Origin of the sequence: Streptomyces camelliae (assembly GCF_027625935.1) — a bacterium.
GTDB lineage: Bacteria > Actinomycetota > Actinomycetes > Streptomycetales > Streptomycetaceae > Streptomyces > Streptomyces camelliae.
In genome coordinates this window covers 332555-346003 of sequence record NZ_CP115300.1, presented here as the reverse complement: position 1 = coordinate 346003, position 13449 = coordinate 332555, and the positions used below count along the sequence as shown (strand labels likewise).

The 13449-nt window shown below is 67.7% G+C and carries 14 protein-coding genes and 5 pseudogenes; 8 read left to right on the top strand and 11 right to left on the bottom strand.

The window, feature by feature from the left end; genetic code table 11:
• Positions 1-60: 60 nt before the first annotated feature.
• The 3 genes and pseudogenes from O1G22_RS01635 to O1G22_RS01625 form a co-directional block, all read left to right on the top strand.
• A pseudogene (locus tag O1G22_RS01635) lies at positions 61-474 on the top strand (transposase); the annotation flags it as partial.
• 511 nt (positions 475-985) lie between these two features.
• Entirely contained in the window at positions 986-1153 is a 168-nt protein-coding gene (locus tag O1G22_RS01630) for a hypothetical protein (protein WP_270079614.1), read from the top strand.
• Positions 1154-1210: 57 nt separating this feature from the next.
• Entirely contained in the window at positions 1211-1462 is a 252-nt protein-coding gene (locus tag O1G22_RS01625; protein WP_270079613.1) for a hypothetical protein, read from the top strand.
• A gap of 306 nt (positions 1463-1768) precedes the next feature.
• Here the strand turns inward: O1G22_RS01625 and O1G22_RS01620 are convergent, their stop codons facing one another.
• Positions 1769-1903 (bottom strand): hypothetical protein, encoded by a 135-nt coding sequence (locus O1G22_RS01620; protein ID WP_270079612.1) that lies wholly within the window; start codon positions 1901-1903, stop codon positions 1769-1771.
• A 482-nt stretch (positions 1904-2385) separates the two neighbouring features.
• Between O1G22_RS01620 and O1G22_RS01615 the strand changes: the two are divergent.
• Positions 2386-2505 (top strand): annotated as a pseudogene (locus O1G22_RS01615) (restriction endonuclease); the annotation flags it as partial.
• A gap of 57 nt (positions 2506-2562) precedes the next feature.
• On the opposite strand, the gene O1G22_RS01610 reads toward O1G22_RS01615, so the two are convergent.
• The 7 genes and pseudogenes from O1G22_RS01610 to O1G22_RS01580 form a co-directional block, all read right to left on the bottom strand.
• Positions 2563-2994 (bottom strand): hypothetical protein, encoded by a 432-nt coding sequence (locus tag O1G22_RS01610; protein ID WP_270079611.1) that lies wholly within the window; start codon positions 2992-2994, stop codon positions 2563-2565.
• A gap of 526 nt (positions 2995-3520) precedes the next feature.
• A pseudogene (locus tag O1G22_RS01605) lies at positions 3521-3796 on the bottom strand (transposase); the annotation flags it as partial.
• Positions 3797-4015: 219 nt separating this feature from the next.
• A complete protein-coding gene (locus O1G22_RS01600) occupies positions 4016-4705 on the bottom strand; it encodes a LysM peptidoglycan-binding domain-containing protein (protein ID WP_270079609.1) in 690 nt (229 codons plus the stop codon).
• A 767-nt stretch (positions 4706-5472) separates the two neighbouring features.
• Positions 5473-6315, bottom strand: a complete 843-nt coding sequence (locus O1G22_RS01595) for a transposase family protein (RefSeq protein ID WP_428986304.1) — start codon at positions 6313-6315, stop codon at positions 5473-5475.
• 226 nt (positions 6316-6541) lie between these two features.
• Complete coding sequence (locus tag O1G22_RS01590) at positions 6542-7189, bottom strand: NADPH-dependent F420 reductase (RefSeq protein ID WP_270079607.1); 648 nt, start codon at positions 7187-7189, stop codon at positions 6542-6544.
• A 24-nt stretch (positions 7190-7213) separates the two neighbouring features.
• Positions 7214-7714, bottom strand: coding sequence for an MBL fold metallo-hydrolase (locus O1G22_RS01585; protein ID WP_270079606.1), 501 nt, complete (start codon positions 7712-7714; stop codon positions 7214-7216).
• A complete protein-coding gene (locus O1G22_RS01580; RefSeq protein ID WP_270079605.1) occupies positions 7711-7989 on the bottom strand; it encodes an MBL fold metallo-hydrolase in 279 nt (92 codons plus the stop codon). Before O1G22_RS01580 ends, O1G22_RS01585 begins: the two co-directional genes overlap by 4 nt.
• A gap of 169 nt (positions 7990-8158) precedes the next feature.
• Here O1G22_RS01580 and O1G22_RS01575 point away from each other — a divergent pair, with 169 nt between their 5' ends.
• A complete protein-coding gene (locus O1G22_RS01575) occupies positions 8159-8512 on the top strand; it encodes a winged helix-turn-helix transcriptional regulator (RefSeq protein WP_270079604.1) in 354 nt (117 codons plus the stop codon).
• Between the two features lie 42 nt (positions 8513-8554).
• Here the strand turns inward: O1G22_RS01575 and O1G22_RS01570 are convergent.
• Positions 8555-8959, bottom strand: a pseudogene (locus O1G22_RS01570) (chorismate synthase); the annotation flags it as partial.
• A gap of 228 nt (positions 8960-9187) precedes the next feature.
• Here O1G22_RS01570 and O1G22_RS01565 point away from each other — a divergent pair.
• On the top strand, positions 9188-10429 hold the full coding sequence (locus O1G22_RS01565; RefSeq protein ID WP_270086292.1) for an IS110 family RNA-guided transposase: 1242 nt from the start codon (positions 9188-9190) through the stop codon (positions 10427-10429).
• Between the two features lie 38 nt (positions 10430-10467).
• A pseudogene (locus O1G22_RS44700) lies at positions 10468-10564 on the top strand (IS5/IS1182 family transposase); the annotation flags it as partial.
• A 28-nt stretch (positions 10565-10592) separates the two neighbouring features.
• On the opposite strand, the gene O1G22_RS01560 reads toward O1G22_RS44700, so the two are convergent.
• Together O1G22_RS01560 and O1G22_RS01555 are read right to left on the bottom strand one after the other, a co-directional pair.
• Positions 10593-11081 (bottom strand): DUF5959 family protein, encoded by a 489-nt coding sequence (locus O1G22_RS01560; RefSeq protein WP_270079603.1) that lies wholly within the window; start codon positions 11079-11081, stop codon positions 10593-10595.
• A 98-nt stretch (positions 11082-11179) separates the two neighbouring features.
• Positions 11180-12055, bottom strand: coding sequence for a helix-turn-helix transcriptional regulator (locus O1G22_RS01555; RefSeq protein WP_270079602.1), 876 nt, complete (start codon positions 12053-12055; stop codon positions 11180-11182).
• A gap of 138 nt (positions 12056-12193) precedes the next feature.
• Here O1G22_RS01555 and O1G22_RS01550 point away from each other — a divergent pair, with 138 nt between their 5' ends.
• Positions 12194-12973: an NAD(P)H-dependent oxidoreductase gene (locus tag O1G22_RS01550; protein WP_270079601.1), complete on the top strand. Its 780-nt coding sequence runs from the start codon at positions 12194-12196 to the stop codon at positions 12971-12973.
• Positions 12974-13449 lie beyond the last annotated feature (476 nt).

The following is a 13449-nucleotide window of genomic DNA, read 5'->3' as shown; positions in this document are numbered from 1 at the left end:
GAGCTGAGCTGTGGGTCTTGTGCTCGGCGATCTTGGTCGGCAGGGTGTCCGGGGGTACGTCCGGGGCGGTTGTGTGTTCCTGACCGAACAGCGCTTGCTGGGCGTCATGTATGTGATGCGGACCGGTGTCGCCTGGCATGACGTTCCCACGGAGAGTGTGGGCTGCTCCGGTGTGACGGTCTGGCGCCGGCTGCGGGACTGGACCGAGGTCGGTGTCTGGCCCCGCCTGCACGCCACCCTGCTGGGCGAGCTGCGCCGCGCCGACCTGCTGGACCTGAACGACTGTCCTGCGGGGACGCCCTCGGCGCAAGCCCCCGGCGACTGTACGCCGACCGGGGCTATGACTTCGACAAGTGCCGCCGCCTGCTGTGGAAACGCGGCATCAAACCCGTGATCGCCCGACGCGGTGCCGCCCACGGCTCCGGACTGGGCAAGGTCCGCTGGGTAGTCGAGCGCGCCTTCGCCTGGCTTCACCAGTGCTGGGAGGACATGGCCACCGTGAACTTCACAGGGCAGCACTCCCAAACCATTACCTACAACTGTGCGGGTACTGGCGTCCACGACTTCCGCACGTACATCAATTCGCAGCATGCCGACGGCAGCTACGAGTTCCACGCGTCCAACCACATCAGCGCGAACTGCGGCTGACATCGTGCGCTTCGCGTCTTACGACGCGTGAGAGGAGATCCGTGCTCACCGCCTCCGCCGCTGCTCCGCGCGGTGCTGTCGTCACGACCGCCGCACTGCTGGCCTTGTCTACGGCTTCTGCCGCTGCTTCGGCCTCCCCAAGGGCCCCCGTGCCGGCATCGGCCGAGGACGTCGCGGTATGCACCGCCCAGATCGACAACCCGCACTTCTCCAACGGTACGTGCCCGCGGTCAATCTCCGGGTCTGGGCGACCCTGGGCTACGTCCCCGGTGGCTCGCCCGGTCATCAGGCGCAGGGGCCGCCGGGCGCTGCCGCGACTTCCGACCAGACCCAGACCGTGCCGACGAATGGACAGCAGGTCACGTACTACACGCCGGTGCTGGACGACCCCAAGAAGATCACTGCGGCGGGTACGTACGTCGGCTCGGTGACCTTCCAGATCGTCTCCCCGGCCCTCGGCACCGTGGGTCACGGGCAAGGAAACTACGTCTACGTACAGAGGTGAGCGGTCTGCAGCAGGTCACTCCGGCGCCGGCGGTCGATGGCCGCTACGGTGGCTGCCATGGCCGACGCTGAGCACTGGGTACCGGACGCCAGAACCCTCCTGTGGTGCTTCGGCCGAGCCGACGAACACAGAGTGATGCCCGCGATCCGGGACGATGTGGGGCGCCGTGCCGCAGAGCTGGAGCCCGGCTCGGACGCGTACTGGTTGCTGGTCTCCGAGGCCGCGATCGAGGCGGTGCTGTACGACCTGCTGGAGCGTGCCAAGGCAGAGGGCACTGTCTTCGGCCACCAGCCGCCCCCCTCCACCTGACGCCAGACCTACCGCAGGAGCGGGCGCCTGGTGGAGGGTGTTCCGTGGTGGAGACGACCTTCTCGCCAGCGCCGTCGGCGCGCCGGGGGATCGGCCGATCGCCCAGCGTCTGGACACCATTGAACGAGTTCGCTCTCGCTGGCACGCAGGGCGTCGATCCGGACGCCATCTGAATCGGCTGATCTTCCTGAAGGCTGCGGGACGGCTTCCGTGTCCCCCCAGCTGCTACTGGTTGTTGTGGAGACGGTACTGGCGGGTGGTGACGAGCGTGCGTCATCGGGTGCGGGTGGCCTGTTCGCCATCCAGTCACTGCGGTGCCGTGCGGTCGGCGGGAAGGGGGAGGCCGGCCATGAAGGACGCGATGCCGATGTAGCAGGCGTAGTCATGACCTCCACCCTCGAACTCGCCATCGCGTTCCACCAGGCCGTCCTCGACGACCACGACGAACTCGCCGCCACACTCTCCCAGCTGCGCGAACAGACCCAGAAGGGGGATTTCGTCGTCGGCCTGGCAGGGGTCATAGAAGGCGACCGTGAGGGTGCGCAGGGCTTGGTTGTGTGCGGCTGCCCCGGCGACGCTGTGCTGTTCGGCTTCGGTGAGCCCGCCGAGGTAGGCGATGGTCGCGTGTTCTCCCCTGCAGCCACCGCAGGTCGTCCAGGACGCGCCGGTGGCCCCCTTCCCAACCGAGAGTCTGGGCGGCGGTGTGTGCCGTGCCGCGGTAGGCCTTGGCCCGGTCGTACAAGGCCATCACTTCGAGTCCGGCGGGCAGGAGGCGGATGTCGTCGAGTACGGCGATGAGCCGGGCGACGGTGCGGGCGCGGTGTTCGTGCTGGCGCCGGGTGAGAGTGCTGAGGTGTTCGACCAGGGTGTCGGCGGCCGTATCCAGATGATCGCCGGGTCGGGCGGGGCAATGGGTTCCAGAAGGAGCCGGCGACCTGGGCGCGGGCGTGAAGGCCACCGACCCCTACGGGCGGCTGCGGGTGATCCAGTGCACACACCGTCGCAACGGCTCGGCCGGCTCCGCGGTCGGAGCCGGACCTGATCGTCGTTTCGTCGCTCGACTCGCGCGAGTCCGCAGCGCGCTGTGCGGCTGAGCTGCCTTACCGGTGCACGGATCTCGGCGACCGCGGCCCCTGCGGCCAAGTGCCCGAGAGACGTGCGGCCTCGGCGGCCACCCAATCCAGAAACACATCTGCCAGATCAGAAAGAGATCTTCCTTCGCCGAGAAGGACGAAGCGGCAGTCGAGATGGTCTCCCGGATTGTGGGGGTTCAGGATGCCGCAACGAAGACCCGCACGGTCGATCTGGCCGCCCAAGCAGGTGCTGATCATGTTGCGCACGGGGACCACCAGGCTCGTCCACACCAGCAGGCCGTCTGTCCAGAGGACGTCGGCGGGGAAGTCCACGTAAAAGTCTTCAGGTTCCGGCGCCCCACTGGGCCAGCTCGTGACGCGGGCCGCCAGGTGCTCGACCACTGGCCGCCAGTCCTCGCCGAACTCCCAGTCCGTGAGGTACTCGTCGAACGCGCTCATCGGGCCAGTGAATCACCGTCGGGTGCCGCGCCCATACCCAGGCCGGCTGGTACCTCTACGCCCTGGCCTGTGCCCTCGTCGAGGCCGACCGCGCCCAGAGCCATGGTCCAGAGTTGTGGGCGAGCTGAATTCGACGCCTGCTCTGCTACATCTCCTGGAACTCGACCATCCTCGACGGACGCGTGGTGCGCTCACATGGTAGGAAGCCTGGCCGGCCAGGAGGCCACCAGCAAGGAGGCGCTCACCGAGTCACAGGCGACCAGCCCGAGTTGGTCGCTCGAAAAGCGTTCGTAGCCCGTCGTCCAGCGGCGCCGTCCTCGACGACGTGTGGTGCGAGCGCCTCCTTGCGCCTGTCCGACGGAAGTGTTCGCGCGTGGGGCAGCGACTGGGGGCGCATCGAGCACCGCGCCGCCGGTCCCCGGCCTGATCGACCTGCTCGTCGCGTCACCGGTCACTCCTGCGCTCACGGCCTGGTCGAGCAAGGCGGTGCCGGCGGTGTTGTGATCACGAGGGACGGGTCCTCTCATCGGCGGGCTCTCTCCCGTACCCGGCCGCGCAGGAGTTCCTGGATCCGTTGGTCGAGGCCGTCCTGGCGCCACAGCGCGACGTAGTAGAACACCGCCGACCAGGCCGGCAGGTCATGGGGTAGGCAGCGCCACTGGCAGCCCTTCCGGCTCTGGTAGAAGATCGCGTTGACGACCTCCCACAGACCACAGGACCCGGGACCACCGGTCGCCGACCGCGCCACCCGGCCCTGCTTCCAGGCCGTGATCAGTACCACGATCGAGCGATCACGAACCAGGGAAGACCGGACTTAACTTCCATTGAGGGATGTGTGATTCGGGACGCGGCCCGGTGCTGCCGGGAAGGTATGCGGCAGGGCCTCTTACTGGGGCTGCTCGGATGTGTTGGGGAAAGATCGGCATTCAAGCCCGGGGCTTTTTGCCACTGCAATGCGCAGCGACGGTGATGTTGATGTGCCGCTGCGCATTGCTGACCGGGACGTGGCGGGAATTGCCTGTCAGTAGGCGCTGTTGACGTTGTCGATGGAGCCGTAGCGGTGGTAGGCGTAGTTGCAGGCGGCGGTGATGTTGGCGACGGGGTCGTAGATGTTCGACGAGGTGCCGGGTACGTGGTAGGCGTTGAACGTCGGCTGGATCACCTGCAGCAGGCCGATGGAGGGGTGGCCGGCGGCGGCGTTGGAGTCCCAGTTGTTGACGGCGTTGGGGTTGCCGGAGGACTCCCGGATGATGTTGCGGTGGATGCCGTTGTAGGTCCCGGGGATGCCGTTCTGCGCCATGATCGCCAGCGCGTGCCTGATCCAGCCGTCCAGGTTGTTGGCGTAGGTCTGGCCGCTGGAGGGCGGCGTGCTGGACGGCGCCGGGGCGGAGGAGGCCGGGGTGGCGGGGGTCGATCCGGTGGGCAGGGTCAGGGCCTGTCCCGGCTGGATGCTGTAGGGGCTGGAGATGTGGTTGGCCGTTGCGATGGCCTGCCAGCCGCCCGGCACGTGCAGGGTCCGGGCGATCGAGGCGAGGTGGTCGCCGGGCTGGACCGTGTAGACGGTCGGCGTGCTGGCGGCAGGAGCGGCCTCGGCGGTCTGGGCCGCCCCGAGCGCGGCCGAGCAGGCCAGGGCGAACATGCCGGCGGTGGTGGCGCCACCGGCGAGGAACCGGCGCGCCCGGGAGGGGCGCTTGCGGGCGTGGAGAGGCATGGAGCGGTCCTTTTTCCGGGAATTGCATCACCCGCAGATGCCGGTTTCCCTCGGCAAACTGCACCGCATTTGTCGGGCGGTGCGCTGCGGTGGAGACATTCTTAGCCGCGAGGGGAATATTGCGGCAATTCCCCTGTTTACTAACTCGGCTAGTTGTTTCCCGGTGTCGAGGGGTGCCGATGGGTAGGCATTCAGGGAGTTAAGGACCGTGTCAGGCACTAGGGAGCTTCGTAAGTGAATTGGGTCACGCGCCTTCGAGTGAAGCGACTCACGACTTAAATCGCGCCTTAACGGGACTTTCCGATATATGGGACCAAATCGGACATTATTCCGTGTGTCTCCGCCCGGTGTGGTGGCCGGTGGCCGGTCCGATGGGTGTTCAACCGACGCGTTGTCTTGCGAGGTATGCAGGTGGTGGACGGGGGCGAGGTGCGGGAGTGGACCATCGCCCTCGGGTCAGCTCGTTCTGAGGGAAGTCCGGTTTCCCCGGTGGGGTCGGTCTTGCCAGTCCAGTTGTGCTTCGGGGATGCCGATGGAGCGGCCATGGGCCTGTGCCGCGTGGCGACCTTCGGCCTGTCCGCGGGGTGGCGGAAGACCTCCAGGGAAGATCACGAATGCCTCGGCGGCCGTGTCGTAGTTGACGTACCTGCCTCTCAGCGGCGGCCTGTCCGACTCACGTGCCACCTGATGCCTTGAGACCAGACCTAACGACGATGTTCGCATGTGAGTTTGGGACGTGTTGGCCTGGCGGGTCGCCGGTTAGGTGATCAGCGGCGGGCGGCCAGGTCAGAGGCCAGGCTTGCGACGGCGTCGATGATCTGGGCCAGGTGCTCCCGCTTGCCGTGGTAGCGCTTGAGGACCCTCCAGGTCTTCGTCTCGGCGATGGCATGCTCGACGCAGATCCGCTCCGACGACTGATGTCGTCGCTCGCGCTCGTGGGTGGCGGTCTCCTCTGCGGTAGGGCCCTTGCCGGGCTTGGGCGGCGGGACCACGATCCGTTGCGGGGCGAGCCCGGCCAGGCCCCAGTAGCCGGAGTCCATGGATCGTTCGACCTGGGGGAACTGGGTGAGCAGGTCCTCGATTCCTTCAGTCTTGAGTGCGGTTTGGTCGTGCATCCGGCCCTGCCGGTGGGCGCCGACCCACAGCGGGCGGCCCTCGCTGTCGGAAGCGACGGTGCATTTATGGGTGTTCTGCCGCCGCTTGCCTGAGACGAATCGGCGCCGTCCGGGCTGGTGGGCTGTGGGTCGGCGGACCTGGATCTCGGTGCCGTCCCACCGCAGGCGCACGCCTTCGGCCTGGGCGTAGGCGAAGACATCGGCCAGAGTGCGCAGGCGAGCCCCGATGGGGGTGGCGCAGCCGCGGGCGGCCGGCAGCGGCCGGATCTCGCCGATGGCCTTGGTCACGGTGCAGCGGTCGACGTCGAACAGCTCTGCCAGGGCCGCGTGGGTGAGGTCCAGCCGCAGGTACGCGAGGGTGACCAGCACCCGGTCGACGAAGACCAGCTCGTACCGGCGGCCCGCACCAGCGGCCCGACGGCGTTCACCCTGACGTCGCTCGTGCAGGCGACCCTCGCGCTGAGCTGACCACGGGGCGGCCAACTCCTCGATCAAAACGCCAAGATGGGCACGGGACAGGCCCGTGAAGGCGGAGTGAGACAAGGCCGTACGGGCTCATTGAGACGACATATCCCATGAACCCGTACGGCCCTACCCACGTCACGGATGCCTTGGCGGCCGACCGAAGGGACGGGAGTCACCTTGGATCCGTCCTTGCGCTTGGCGACGATCGGTCCTCAGCCGACCCCGAACCCTGGGGTGTGCCCGAGACTTGCGCGGGCTATGCGGTGACGACCGAGATGTTGAAGTCCACAGGGCCAAGGACCCCGTACAGCCGCAGCCACAGCGGCATGAGCAGTTCCGTCGCACGGGCGCTGGACAGATCCCCGAGGTCTGTGATCTGGGCGGAGGCCCAGCCGAAGGACCGCAGAAGAGCTGCCACCTCAGCCTTGGCGTGCTCGTCGTTGCCGCTGAGGAAGACGTTGTGGTGGCCGGGGACCCGGCTGGGCTCGACCATGACCGTATTGTTCATCGTGTTGAGGGTCTTGACGATTCGCGTTTCAGGGAACGCCTTTTGGAGTTGCTCGGCGAGGCTGCCGCCGTCCGGAGTGACGACCTTGGGCGGGAACCCGCTGGAGAAGTCAAGTGCGTTGGACACGTCGACAAGCACCTTGCCGCGGAGATTGTCGGCACCCGCGGCTTCCAGCACGGCGAGTGAGACCAGGCCGCCAGTCGCGTTCACCACCAGTTCGGCAGCGCCGGCCGCGTCGGCGAAGGTGCCATGCGCGCCGCCGTTGTCCGCGGCCCACTGCTTGGCTTCGGCGTTGTCCGCCGTCCTGGAGCCGATCGTGACTTCATGCCCCAGGGAGGCGAGCTTGGTGGCGAGCCTTCGCCCGACCTCACCCGTGCCCAGTACCGCGATCTTCATGTGTTCGTTCCCTCTCGTGCGAAATCACTGTGCGGCTGTGGCCAGTTCAGCGGCTGCAGCGTCGGCGCCCAGGCCAATCATCCAGGTCAGCGGCGCGTCCGGGAGGAATTCCTGCATCGTGCGCTCCAGCTCGGCCCTGGCCGCGTCATCGAGGGTGAGCCGACCACCAGCGATCCGGCGTACCACCTCCCGGTAGAACAGCAGGTACTGGCGCTGTGCGGCGAACAACTCCGGCCCACCCGGCGCTCCGTGTCCTGGGAACAGCAGGGTGACCTCGGCCAGCTCACCGCTCAGCTGGTCCAGGACATCCAGCCACTGAGCACCGTGCCCGTCTGCCGTGTAGGAGTGGACGGCGTGGAAGGCGAGGTCGCCGATGAAGGCGACCGGTCGCCCATCGACCGGCTGGACCAGGAAGATGCTGTCGGCGTGGCTCTCCGCCGCCCCGAGCTCCCTGGCCGTGTACGTCACGCCGTCCAGGACGACCTGGCCACGATCGGCCAACTCGACGGTCGGGTACGTGGTCACCGTCGGCCACTGGTCACCGTAGACGGTCCCCACTGTGCGCGCTTGGCGTCGGCGATTTCCCCGATCGTCTTGGCAACCCCCGCGGTCGCGTAGACCGGGACGTCCCGGCGGTCGGCGACCAGGGCATGCACGCCGTTGAAGTGGTCGGGGTGGGCGTGGGTGACGAACACGCCGAGCAGCGGCTTGTCCAGCGCCACCAGGCGCGCCTCCAGCGCGGCGATGTCGGAGTTGAGCAGGCTGGTGTCCACCACGACGACACCCTGAGCGGTCTCCACCAGGTAAGGAGTTCACGTACAGTCCGGCCTCACCGGCGGTGTGCGTATGGATGGTCAGGTCGGACATCTGGTTCCCCGGATTCGGTTGGGCAGCTGATGTACGGGACCGTAGGCGGATACCGTCGTGCGCGGAAGTACGCACCATTTGGTGCCTGTCCAAGGGGGCCCGATGGAACCTGACGTGTTCGACCCGAACTGCGGCTCACGGGAGGTACTCGACCTGATCGCCGACAAATGGAGCGCCCTGATCCTGTATGCGCTGCGAGGTCGTACCCTCCGCCACGCCGAACTGCGACGAGCCATCGGCGGGATCAGCCAGAAGATGCTCACCCAGACGCTGCGCTCCCTGGAAACCGACGGGCTCGTCCGACGGGTCGCGTTCCCCGTCGTACCGCCCCACGTCGAGTACTCACTCACCGCTCTCGGAGAGTCCCTTTCCCCGCTGCTGACCGAAGTGTGCCGGTGGGCCGAAAACTACCTTGCCGACATCCAGGCTGCCCGCGCCGTCAGCGCACAGGGATAGCGCGAATTCCATCGGCGCCCCTCACCGGAGCCACCTCCAACTTCAACTGCGAACATCCTCGTAAGGTGTCGGACGTGCCCGAGCGTGGCCCTGGCCGACGGAGCACGACCGGCCCGCGATCAGCGCCGGGTCTCGCCGGCGCCACGCGAAGCTTCCGCTCGCCCTCCCGTCCGAGACCGCGTCGGCCAGCACCAGCGCGACCATGGCCTCGGCGACGATGCCGGCGGCTACCACTGCGGAGACGTCGGAGCGCTGGTGGTGCACCTGTGCCGCCTCGCCGCTGCTCACGTCGACCGTCTTCAGGGCGCGCAGCACGGTCGCGATCGGCTTCATCGCGGCCCGCGCGCGCAGCAGTTCGCCCGTGGACAGACCGCCCTCGGTGCCGCCGGACCGGCCCGAGGCCCGTCGGATGCCCTCGTCCGTCTTCACGATTTCGTCGTGCGCCTGCAACCGAGTCGAGGATGTTCGTGGTCTGAGCCGTTCGCGAGGAACACCTCCCAGCTCACCGGGAGCCTTCAAGCTCCTGAAAAGACAGAGGACCTGGGTAGCTGGGGTCACGAACGGCTAATCGGATGCTGGGCCGTCAGAGCCCTTCCATGAGGGAGTCGCGTGCCTGCACGGCTGTGGGCCAGCAAGCGCGAGGGGCAACTGACAGGAAGGGCGCGAGACAACCTCATGAGCATCTTCTGCGGTATCGACTGGGCCGGCGACCACCATGACGTCGCCCTCGTCGACGCTGACGGCAGGCTGGTCGCCCGGGCCAGGATCGCCGACGACGCCACCGGCCTCCAGCAACTGCTGGACCTCCTGGCCGAACACGGGGACACCCCGGAAACCCGCATACCGGCGGCCATCGAGACATCCCGAGGACTGTTGGTGGCCTGCCTGCGAGCCACCGGATGCCCCGTCTATGCGATCAATCCGATGGCAGCGTCCCGTTACCGTGATCGCCACACCATCGCACGCAAGAAGTCAGACCACCTCGGTGCCATGGTCCTCGCCAATATCTTGCGCACCGACGCCGCAGCGCACCGAACGCTGCCTGCCGACACCGAACTCGCCCAGGCCATCGCCGTCTTGGCTCGCGCCCAGCAAGACGCCGTCTGGGACCGCACCCAGGCTGCCAACAAACTCCGGTCCCACCTACGCGAATACTTCCCCGGCTACCTCGCCGCCGTCCAGCCGATCCCCGGCGGCCTGTGCTCATCCGTCGCCCGCGCGCTGCTGGCAGCCGCACCCACCCCGGCCCGCGCCGTCCGGCTGACCAAGACCCAGCTGCGGGCCGCACTGAAGAAGGCCGGACGCCAACGCGGGATCGAGGCCGAGGTCACGCGCCTGCACGCGGTCCTACGCGCCCCTCAAATGCGCCAACTCCTGCTGGTCGAAAACGCGATGGCCCACCAGGCCCTGACACTGCTGCGGAAGCTGGACGCCGCCTGCACCCGCGCGGACGGGCTCGCCGAGGCTGCGGTGGAGGCTTTTGAGGCACACCCGGACGCCGACATCATCACCAGCTTCCCAGGACTCGGCTCCCTCACCGGCGCCCGTGTGCTCGCCGAGATCGGAGACGACCGATCCCGCTTTGCCGATGCCAGGGCCCTCAAGTCCTACGCCGGAGCTGCACCGGTGACCCGGGCATCCGGCAAGAGCGTTTCCGTCAAGGCCCGCCGGATCAAGAACCAGCGTCTCGCTGCCGCCGGCTACGTCTGGGCATTCGCTTCCCTGACGGTCTCAAAGGGCGCCAGGGCCCACTACGACCGCAGACGTATCAATGGCGACCGACACATCGCAGCCATGCGCAATCTCTTCAACCGCATGATCGGGTGCCTGCACCACTGCCTCGACAAGCACGTCCGCTACGACGAAGCCATCGCCTTCCCCACCCGCCCCGAACCCATCCTCATTGCCGCAGCTTGACCGCTTAACCCCATCGGATGTCTGATCACCGACGCACCGGCATCCCGCTCGCCGTCACCCTGACCGGCGGCAACCGCAACGACGTCAACGCGGCTCATTCCGCATCCACGAAGCCTTCCTGATTCTCGGATGCGCCCTCATCTGCTGGCGGCGACTTGTCTCCCTACCCTGACAGCATCGGAACCCAGTGATCCATCACCTGGCGCAGACGCTGGCGATGATCAGCAATCCAGTCGTCCGGCGGGACGAGCGGGACCCGCACGGTCACCATGGACCCGGACTCGTCCTCCACTACCACCTCCGGGCAGTCACGCTCGCCTGTGAGCTGGACGAAGATGGACGGCCCGCTGCTCATCTCCATCCAGGCCACGTCTTCGCCGGCGTCAAGCCGGTCCAGTGCATCGGCCCAGCTCTCCAACCTCGCAACGTACAGCGCCAGGTCGATACGGCCGGACACGAAGGGCGTCTTGACGACGATCTCCGCGTCGAGCCCGGCGGTCCACCTGGGGCTACGCCCCAGAACGTTGACCGAGACGCTGCTGCCCTCGTCATCAGCGAGCGAGATGAGCTCCCTCGGGGGACTGTCGCCCATGGCTGCCCTTTCGTCGGAGAGTACCGAGCGATCCTCGCCCGACCTGAGGCCGTCCTTCATCTCATTTTGTTCGGAGTTCCAAGCGAGCTCACCAGTGTCACGCAATAGGCCAGCAGGATCGTGACCAGCCGCACAGTGGTCCGGGGACCGGAAAACCGTCAGTGCTGAGGCGTTCCGGGCTGTGGGTACTCGCGTACCTGGGCGTTCACTGTGGGATGCGTGTCACCGCTGTCTGTGCCCAGGCCTGCGAGCAGGCGCAGCCCGTCCTTGGCGGGGCTGCCGGGGGCCGCGGACAGCACGAGTAGCTCGATGCCTGATTCATCCGGTAGTGCGAAGTTCTCCTGGTGCAGTTCCAGCAGTCCGACCAGCGGGTGCCGGTACGCCTTGCGTCCATGTGTGCGGGCGCGCACGTCCGCGCGGGCCCACAGGCGGCGAAAGCGCTCGCTGCCCATCGCCAGCTCGCCGATGAGCGAGGCCAGCTGGGGGTCCTCGGGGTATTTCCCGGCGGCCAGGCGCAGGTGCCCGACCACGTCGAGGGTGCATTTCTCCCAGTCCGCGTAAAGACCGCGCTCGGCCTCCTCAAGGAAGATGTGCCGGGCGGTGTTCAGGCCCGGCATCGGCCGGCCGAAGAGGAGCCCGGCGAGCCGGTTCCCGGCGAGCACGTCCAGGCGGTGGTCCATGATCAGCGCGGGTGCGTCGGCGACCAGGTCGAGGACGCGCAGCAGTTCCGGCCGAACCCGCCCGCCCGGCGTCTTCGCGCGGCGGCGGCGCTGCCGGGCGAGCCGGTCGAGGTGCCCGCGTTCGGTCTCGTCGAGGCCGAGGACGCGGGCGAGCGCGTCGAGGACCTGCTCGGAGGGCTGGGTCGCGCGGCCCTGCTCCAGGCGTACGTAGTAGTCGACGCTGACTCCGGACAGGTGCGCGACCTCTTCGCGGCGCAGCCCTTCGACCCGGCGGCGGCTGTCGGTGGGGATGCCGACGGCCGCCGGGTCGACCCGGGAACGCCGGGTCCGAAGGAAGCCCGCAAGATCGTCCATGCCCCCAGTATGGCCCCGGTGGCGCCCGTGAAGGTGGTCCTGCTTATACCAGGAAGTCCCCTCCGACGGAAGAGGCGTCCCTGAACGCCGGACGCCGCGGCGCCCAGGATCGAAGGCACCCGATCCGAAGGAGTTCCCATGAAGACGCTGATCGTCTATGCCCACCCGGAGCCGAAGTCGCTCAACGGCTCGCTGAAGGACCTCGCAGTGTCCACATTGGAGAGGGCCGGTCACGAGGTACGGGTGAGCGATCTGTACGCGATGAACTGGAAGGCGGTCGTGGACGCTGCGGACTACGGCCCTGACGCCTCAAGTCCGCTGAAGGTCGCCCTGGACTCGGGCCGGGCCTTCGACGCCGGGACGCTCACCCCGGACGTCCTCGCTGAGCAGGAGAAGCTGCTGTGGGCCGACACGATCATCTTCCAGTTCCCGCTGTGGTGGTACACGATGCCCGCGATCCTCAAAGGCTGGGTGGACCGGGTGTTCACCTACCACTTCGCGTACGGCGTCGGCGAGCACAGCGACACCAAATACGGCGAGCGCTTCGGCGAAGGCACCCTCGCGGGCAGGAAGGCTCTGCTGTCGGTGACCGCCGGCGGCCCGGAGTCGCATTACGCCCCTCGCGGGATCAACGGCCCCATCGACGATCTGCTGTTCCCGATCCACCACGGCATCCTCTACTACCCGGGCATCGAGGTGCTGCCCCCGTTCGTGCTGTACGGCACCGACCGGATGACCGGCGAGGACTACTCGAACGTTGCCAAGGCCTGGGAGCAGCGCCTGCTCACCTTGGAGTCGACCGAGCCGATCGCATTCCGGCGGCAGAACTTCGGCGACTACGAGATCCCGTCGCTGCACCTGAAGGAGGGACTGGAGCCCGCGGGCTCCACGGGTTTCGGGCTGCATGTTCGCAGCTGACCGCCGACGCCGAACAGGACGAGCTGGGGGTGCGAACCCGAGGAGCAGCCCGAGGGTCGTGGCGGCAGTGGTCGCCGCCACGACCAGGACAACGCCTGTCATCAGGGCGAGGTAACCGGAGGTCAAACGGCTCGAAGTGCGACTTCTGGACGTGGCGCCGCGGCCGCAAAGGGGAACTCCGGCCCGCCCGGCACTGGGCAGAATCCGCCCGCCGTCCCACACCCGAAAGGCGCGCCACCACGGCGTGTGGAGCACTGGAAAGCTTTCCGTAAAGCCTCTGCCGTACCGCTGAGACTCCACTGCCTGGAGGGCCCGATGCGCACCAGACCGCCCAACGAGGCGCGAGGACGAGATCTTCAGAGGTTCAAAATCGTCAGAGGTTCAAAGATGGGTTCTTACCGCCCCGCTGACTGGGCGGCTTCTGCGGCCCGCCGCAGAGAGATGATCTCCGGGCCCGCTCGGAGACCGTGGCCCGC

Excerpts from the sequence above, each read along its gene's own strand:
- O1G22_RS01625 (WP_270079613.1), top strand. The coding sequence starts at position 1,211 with ATGGCCGACGCTGAGCACTGGGTACCGGACGCCAGAACCCTCCTGTGG.
- O1G22_RS01610 (WP_270079611.1), bottom strand. The coding sequence starts at position 2,994 with ATGAGCGCGTTCGACGAGTACCTCACGGACTGGGAGTTCGGCGAGGAC.
- O1G22_RS01600 (WP_270079609.1), bottom strand. The coding sequence starts at position 4,705 with ATGCCTCTCCACGCCCGCAAGCGCCCCTCCCGGGCGCGCCGGTTCCTC.
- O1G22_RS01590 (WP_270079607.1), bottom strand. The coding sequence starts at position 7,189 with ATGAAGATCGCGGTACTGGGCACGGGTGAGGTCGGGCGAAGGCTCGCC.
- O1G22_RS01575 (WP_270079604.1), top strand. The coding sequence starts at position 8,159 with ATGGAACCTGACGTGTTCGACCCGAACTGCGGCTCACGGGAGGTACTC.
- O1G22_RS01565 (WP_270086292.1), top strand. The coding sequence starts at position 9,188 with ATGAGCATCTTCTGCGGTATCGACTGGGCCGGCGACCACCATGACGTC.
- O1G22_RS01560 (WP_270079603.1), bottom strand. The coding sequence starts at position 11,081 with ATGAAGGACGGCCTCAGGTCGGGCGAGGATCGCTCGGTACTCTCCGAC.
- O1G22_RS01555 (WP_270079602.1), bottom strand. The coding sequence starts at position 12,055 with ATGGACGATCTTGCGGGCTTCCTTCGGACCCGGCGTTCCCGGGTCGAC.
- O1G22_RS01550 (WP_270079601.1), top strand. The coding sequence starts at position 12,194 with ATGAAGACGCTGATCGTCTATGCCCACCCGGAGCCGAAGTCGCTCAAC.